Annotated in this window: 4 protein-coding genes; 2 read left to right on the top strand and 2 right to left on the bottom strand. The window is 52.4% G+C overall.

The window, feature by feature from the left end; all coding sequences use genetic code 11:
- On the bottom strand, positions 1-745 hold a 745-nt coding region (locus tag IQ235_RS15220), incomplete at its 3' end, for an ADP-ribosylglycohydrolase family protein (protein WP_264322293.1).
- Between the two features lie 106 nt (positions 746-851).
- Entirely contained in the window at positions 852-2,660 is a 1,809-nt protein-coding gene (locus IQ235_RS15225) for an FAD-dependent oxidoreductase (RefSeq protein ID WP_405196686.1), read from the bottom strand.
- Between the two features lie 512 nt (positions 2,661-3,172).
- Here IQ235_RS15225 and IQ235_RS15230 point away from each other — a divergent pair.
- Positions 3,173-5,221: a GAF domain-containing sensor histidine kinase gene (locus IQ235_RS15230; RefSeq protein ID WP_264322294.1), complete on the top strand. Its 2,049-nt coding sequence runs from the start codon at positions 3,173-3,175 to the stop codon at positions 5,219-5,221.
- A gap of 121 nt (positions 5,222-5,342) precedes the next feature.
- Positions 5,343-6,615 (top strand): NAD-dependent DNA ligase LigA (ligA, locus tag IQ235_RS15235; RefSeq protein ID WP_264322295.1); only part of this gene is annotated, 1,273 nt, incomplete at its 3' end.

Raw genomic sequence — 6,615 nt, forward strand, 5'->3', positions numbered from 1 at the left:
GACGATAGGGAACGCTGAGGTTGTTTTGCGCATCTTGCAGCCATTGGAGAACTTCAGATGCACCGGAAACCGCTTCTGAGTTTTGTGGGAGATTTGGTGCGGTTTGGGATGTCAGCCAGGTTTTCGCCGCAGTAAAAGCCGCTTCGCGATCGCCTGGTTTTCTCATCAAGCTTGCCATAGCGATCGTATAACAGGCCGCCGCATCGCCACAACTGGGATTCGGGTGAGACAGCCGCGCATCTTGACGGGCAAAATCTGCCAGTTTTTCGTCGTCAAATCGATGTCCCCAAATCCCTAAAGGGGAGATCCGCATCAAACTGCCATTGGCTTTCGAGGCTATGCAGCGATCGGATGCCGCCTGACGCATGACTCCCGCATATCCCCGTCTGGTGAGGAGGTTTTGCCATTGCGATTCCCGGTACGCCCCCAGGGAATAAGCGGTCGTGTTGCCGATGTCAAAGGGGTTAGAATCGATCCAGCGAGTGTAATTACAGGCGATCGCTTCGAGGTCGAACGGTTCCTTGACCGCTAACCCTTGCGCCAAACACAGCGTCAGTTCGCCATCGTCGGTAATCTGTCCGGGGGCCACGTTCCAAACCCCACCTCCGGGCATTCCCATCGCCCAGGTGACATCTTCGGGAGTGGGTTTGCGTCCCAGAAATTCCAACGTTGCCCCAGCCGCATCGCCAACTAAAGCCCCTAGGAAGCCACCCATCGCCGCATCGTGCAGATTTTTCGGAATCATCGATCGAATCTTCTTTTTTCCGGGAACGACTCTATTTTAAGACCCGATTCTAGGAGGTTCGGGAAAGCGCAGGGGATGAATGCTGTAACGTTCGATCTACGCCATCTTATCCCCCTATTCCATCGACTCGCAGCCAATTTCCCGCCTCGTTAAACCACCCCCAACCGGCGATCGCCGTACCCGAAATATAGGTTTGCAATTGTTTATCGATATCTGGTTGCAGGGTGACGAGTTGCCAAGTCCGACCGCCCTGATTTCCTAACAACTTTAAGGTGTAGTCTTGCCAACCGTTGCGTTGAAATATCCCACAGAAATGCGTTGTGGCGATGCGATCGCCCGTTCTTGGTAGATCTCGATCGATTTCTCCAGAATTGGGATACTTTTCGGGATCGATCGAGAAATAACGCTGCCAGTGCAACCAATCTTTATGCTCTGGCAGAGAGTCGAATAAGGGAACTAAGGCGGCTGGGGCGGTGGGTTCTTCGAGTAACGCCTGTTGTAGCCTCTCCACGGGCAAATCCCGAGGCTGAGTGCCCAGTTCGACACACAGTGCTGCCGCCATCCCTGCTGCTTGCCCTACATTCATCACCACCGGTTGCAGGCGAGTCGCGCCGTTGGCAATGTGGGAGACGGAAATATTTTTCTCGCAAACCAACAACCCGTCGATGCTAGCCGGAACCAAACAGCCATAGGGTAAAGTAAATGGGGTTCCAGTCGTACGTCCTCCCCAGCGCGTGGATTTGGGTTTGAGGGGAAGGTGGTATCCGGGGTAGTGGCGATCGTTCATATAATTCCCGATCGCGATACTATTCAAGTTCAAAGATGCGGTTTTCCCCCCACAGACGGGTAAAATATCCTGTTCTCGCACGGTTTCAATTCCGACGAGTCGGCGGCTTTCACGGTAGTAAGGATGGAGAGCAAACGCTGAAGGGACAGTAGCAAAAGTATCCCCAGCATTTGAATGGGGAAATACCCCCTCCGCCAAACCGTAACGCCGCCCCACCTGAGTTTGGACGAAACGGGCGAAACTTTGGCTGTGCCAGCAGGCTTCTTGAAGTAATTGTTTCCGCTGGGCAGCAGAACCCACCAAGCGATCTAAACCTTCTCCATAATCGTTCCCCTGAGTCGGCCAATTCAACATATATAAATCTTCTGACAATCGACCGTAGCTGAGGAACTTCTGGGGCGTATATCCTTCTAAAGCACCCGTAAATCGATCGGGTTTATCCGTTGGTGGTGGTGGAATTTCCGGGGCGATCGCATCTTTGCCGAAATCCCGCAGCAACACCACCCAGGTGAGGGCTTGAACGGGATAACGATCGCTCAGTTCGTTGGGCGAAGTTGGGGCACTTGGTTCGTTCCAGGCGGTTTGCCAGTCCCAACCCCATCGATGGGGAATCTCCCCCAATGCCAGCACGTCCCCCAACTCCGTTCCATCGAGAACGATATCGGCATTAATTCGGTAATCGTCGAATCGCACTCCGGTGATGCGATCGCCCGTTCGATAGACTTCTCGGGGAACCTGCCCCCAAATCCAGGTTAAATTGGGTAACGCTTGCACCCAATCGGCAAAAATCTCGGCACCGATGCGGGGATCGAAGGTAAAGAAACTCACCCAAGCGCGATCGAAATCCTGGGGCTGGCGTTGCTGGAGTTCTCGAAGGAACGCTCCCCACAAGCCCGTTTGAAATGCCGCCAGTTCGTTGCCGTCGGGAGCGGAAACTCCCGCAGCCGTCAGCATTCCCCCCAAGCAAGGAAACTCGCCAACAAGCACCGTTCGCGCCCCGCGACGAGCGGCTTGGAGAGCGGCAGCAGTCCCTCCCACACCGCCACCGACGACCAAAACCTGGGTTCCCAGAGGCTCGGTTTTCGGTATGAATTGGATTGCCGTTTGCTGCACGGGTAAAGTCTGCAATTTATCGCTGCAAGCCTTTTCTAGATATCGGTGCGAACATGATACACTCAAGCTCGCAAGCTTGCTATTTCACAAGATTTTACAATTAACGATCTTCCAAACCAAGTCTTAACTCAGCAATGTTACGGAGATTTGGTACCATACTTTTACCCATAATAAAGTCGATTTGCGCACGAAAGTGACACCTCCAATTTCGGATAAACCCAGGGACAGTCGATTCTAGGAACATTGCTGGCAGTCTATCGAATACAATAAAGAGTCGTAGGAATCGTAGAGAAATCACGGATGCAATTCTAGTTGAGTGCAGTGTAATCTAAACTCAGACACTATACTCATCGAAACTCCCAAAAAGCTGATGTACTGGCTCGGCAAAATCGCGCTGGTATGCCAATGGGGTGCATTGGTAGAGTGCGATCGTCCCAACACTCATGCGAGCTATGACTAAAGCGTTTACTGCACGGTTGCCGCACGTCGCTCAGCCCACTCTAACCCAAAGAAAACCGCCACGACTTATGCAGCCATCGGTCGATTCTGCTCAGGTGGGGCAGCAAATTACTCAAATCCTGAGCGACAATGCGGAGTTGGAGACGATCTTATCCAAAATCGCCAAACTCTTGACCGAGGCATTTCAAGGTTCCGGATGTTCGATCGCGATTTGGGAAGGGGATCGATTTTTATCAGACACCACACATTGGGATGCCAACTACTCCCAACCCGTGGATTCCGAATCGATGGCGTTGTGGCAAAACGCAAAACTGATACGGCGACTCCAAACTTCGAAGATCCTCTGCGTTCCCGATCTCGAGCGCGGAACGAAAATTCATGGAGTCCTAGCATCCCAGTGCGTCGCTTTAGGTATTCGATCGATTCTGGCAACGACGACTCGATTTCAAGGAAAGCTCAATGGTGCGATCGCGATCGTTAGCGGCACCCCCCACCGTTGGACGACCGCCGAGCAAGAGCGACTCAAAACACTCTGCGCGCCTGTGGCCAGTGCGATTTCTTATATCACTCAAGCTCGCTCGCTGGTTGCCCTACAGCGACAGACTCGCGTTTTCAACCACCAACAGGCTTTGATGGCTCGGTTGACGAAAGCCGTCCAAAACTCTCTGGATTTGACCCAAATTCTCCAGGAAGCCGTTGAGGGCATTACTCAAACCTTGGAAGTGAACCACGGTTTGGTGATTTTGCTTAAATATACCAATCTAAAGTTCCCCGGCCAAGTCTCTGAAGCGCCTATTCCTGATGACTCGCAGCTTCAGGACAACGACCCCCATTCCTCGATTCCCGAAGCCCGAATAACCGTTGTCGGTCAGTGGTTCGTGAATGAAGAAGGGGAAACAGTAACGGTTCCTTCAGCTTCACCGAACTCCACTGCGAAAGATCTGGCTCATTTCAAACAGTCATTTCTGATGTCGGAATGTGCGTGGTGTCAGGAAGCCTTCCTCTGTGCGCCCCAACCCCTCGCGATTACGGACCGACGAGAATGGCGGGCGTTGAAATCCGATATCTCCCTCTCCCCGATCTTTCAACCCGAGAAGATGCCGGCGGTTCTCCTGGTTCCCCTCATCAGTCCCAGCGAGAATTCGAGGGGATCGATTTTAGGATTTTTGGTCTTACAGAACGATCGACCTCACTCTTGGAAAGCTGAAGAACTCGAACTGGTGACATTGGTTGGCAATCAGTTGAGTAATGCCCTCATTCAAGCTCGAACTTTGCATAAAGTGCATACAATTGTTGGAGATCGCACCGACCAACTCAAACGCAGTATGGACGTGCAGGCCAAATTGTACGAGCAAACCCGCCGCCAAATCGATCAATTGCGATTGCTAAACCAGCAAAAAGACGAGTTTCTCAGCACGATTTCTCACGAACTCAAAACGCCGCTGACGAGTATGACTCTGGCGATTCGGATGTTGCGCCAGTCGGATATCGATCCAGAACGTCAAGCGAAGTACTTAGATATTTTAGAAGAGCAGTGCCTTCAGGAAACCAATCTGGTGAACGATCTGCTGATGTTCCAACGCCTGGAAACCAAACAGGTGGATCTGAAGCTGCACTCGATCGATGCCATCGATCTCATTTCAGAATTAGGAGAGGTGTTCGAGCAACGCTGGAACAAGAAAAATTTAGCATTTTCCGTTAAAAGTCCCAAACCTTCCTTGATGCTGCAAAGCGATGCCGATAGCCTTCGCCGGATTTTAGAAGAATTGCTCACCAACGCCGGGAAGTATTCCAACGTGGGAACGACCGTTTCTTGTGAAGTCAGGGAGGAAACATCAATAGACGGCGATCGCACCATTGTCTCCTTGACGAATATCGCCCCGGAAATCTCCCAAGAAGATTTGAACCACTTGTTCGAGAAGTTTCGTCGGGGTCCCGATGCCACTCAAAAAGCGATTGCCGGGACGGGTTTGGGACTGGCTTTGGTCAAAGGACTCACTCAGTTTTTGCACGGGACGATCGAGGTTTCTTGCCGACCGACTCCAGACCCGATTGCCTGCGAATTTTGCTTTACCCTAACGCTGCCTCAGTCTTTAGACGATCTGGGGGATGCTTAGGGAGGGCAACGGAAGCAACGAGTGCTAAGCTTTCTCCCAATTCTCCCGTTTCTCCCAATTCCCTCTTATTTTGGGTACGATATCGAGTTGAGACACTCGCGAATAAAAATCTAAAAAGACGGTGGAACAGCCAACCCAGGAAATTCAACAGCGTGCGACGAAGTTGCGATCGCAACTTCAAAAAGCCGGATATGCCTACTACACCCTCGATGCACCGATTATGGAAGATGCGGTGTACGATCGCCTCTACCGGGAATTGCAAGATCTCGAGCAACAATATCCGAGTTTAGTCACCCCAGATAGTCCGACCCAGCGCGTGGGCGATCGTACTGCGGAAGGATTTACCTCGATCCGGCACAAAATCCCCCTCTACAGCCTCGAAAACGCCTTTAATTTAGATGAGTTCGTCCATTGGCAAAAACGCTGGCAGCGACTGGCACCAGAAGCCGATCCCCGATACGTCTGCGAACTCAAAATTGATGGTTTGGCGTTGGCGCTCACCTACGAAAATGGGCTACTCATTCGGGGGGCAACCCGAGGGAATGGGGTGTCTGGAGAAGATATCACCCAAAACGTCAAAACCATTCGATCGATTCCCCTGCGCTTGAATACCGAACATCCGCCCCAGATCGTGGAAGTTCGGGGGGAAGCTTTTTTACGAATTGAGACCTTCGAGCAAATTAATGCCGATCGCATTGCCGCTGGAGACAACCGATTTGCAAATCCCCGCAATGCCGCCGCCGGAACCCTGCGCCAACTCGATCCTCAAATTGTCGCGCGGCGGAACTTGGACTTTTTTGCCTATACCCTTGAGATCCCATCTGGAGATTTTGGGGAAATTCAGACCCAGTGGGACTCCTTGGAAACGCTGAAGACACTGGGCTTTCAGGTGAATCCCAACCGTCAAATTTACGATCGAGCCGAAGCCGTCGGCGAATATTACGATCGCTGGAATCGAGGGCGGCACGATTTGCCCTATATGACCGATGGAGTGGTTGTTAAACTCAATTCTGTGGCGCTTCAAGAGCAATTGGGCTTTACCCAAAAGTTTCCCCGCTGGGCAGTTGCCCTCAAGTATCCCGCCGAGGAAGTGCCGACGCAAGTGGTCTCGGTGACGGTGCAGGTGGGACGCACCGGAGCGCTCACTCCCGTAGCCGAACTCAAACCCGTGCTGCTGGCGGGGACGACGGTGGCGCGGGCGACGCTGCACAATCGCGATCGCATTGCCGAACTGGATTTGCACTTGGGGGATACCGTCGAAATTCGTAAAGCGGGGGAAATCATCCCGGAAGTGGTGCGGGTACTGCCAGAATTACGACTTGCCGATGCCCGACCCTATGAATTTCCCGATTGCTGTCCAGAGTGCGATCGACCCGTCGTCAAACGGTCGGATG

The sequence above is a fragment of the Zarconia navalis LEGE 11467 genome, assembly GCF_015207075.1.
Classification (GTDB): Bacteria; Cyanobacteriota; Cyanobacteriia; order Cyanobacteriales; family Geitlerinemataceae; genus Zarconia; species Zarconia navalis.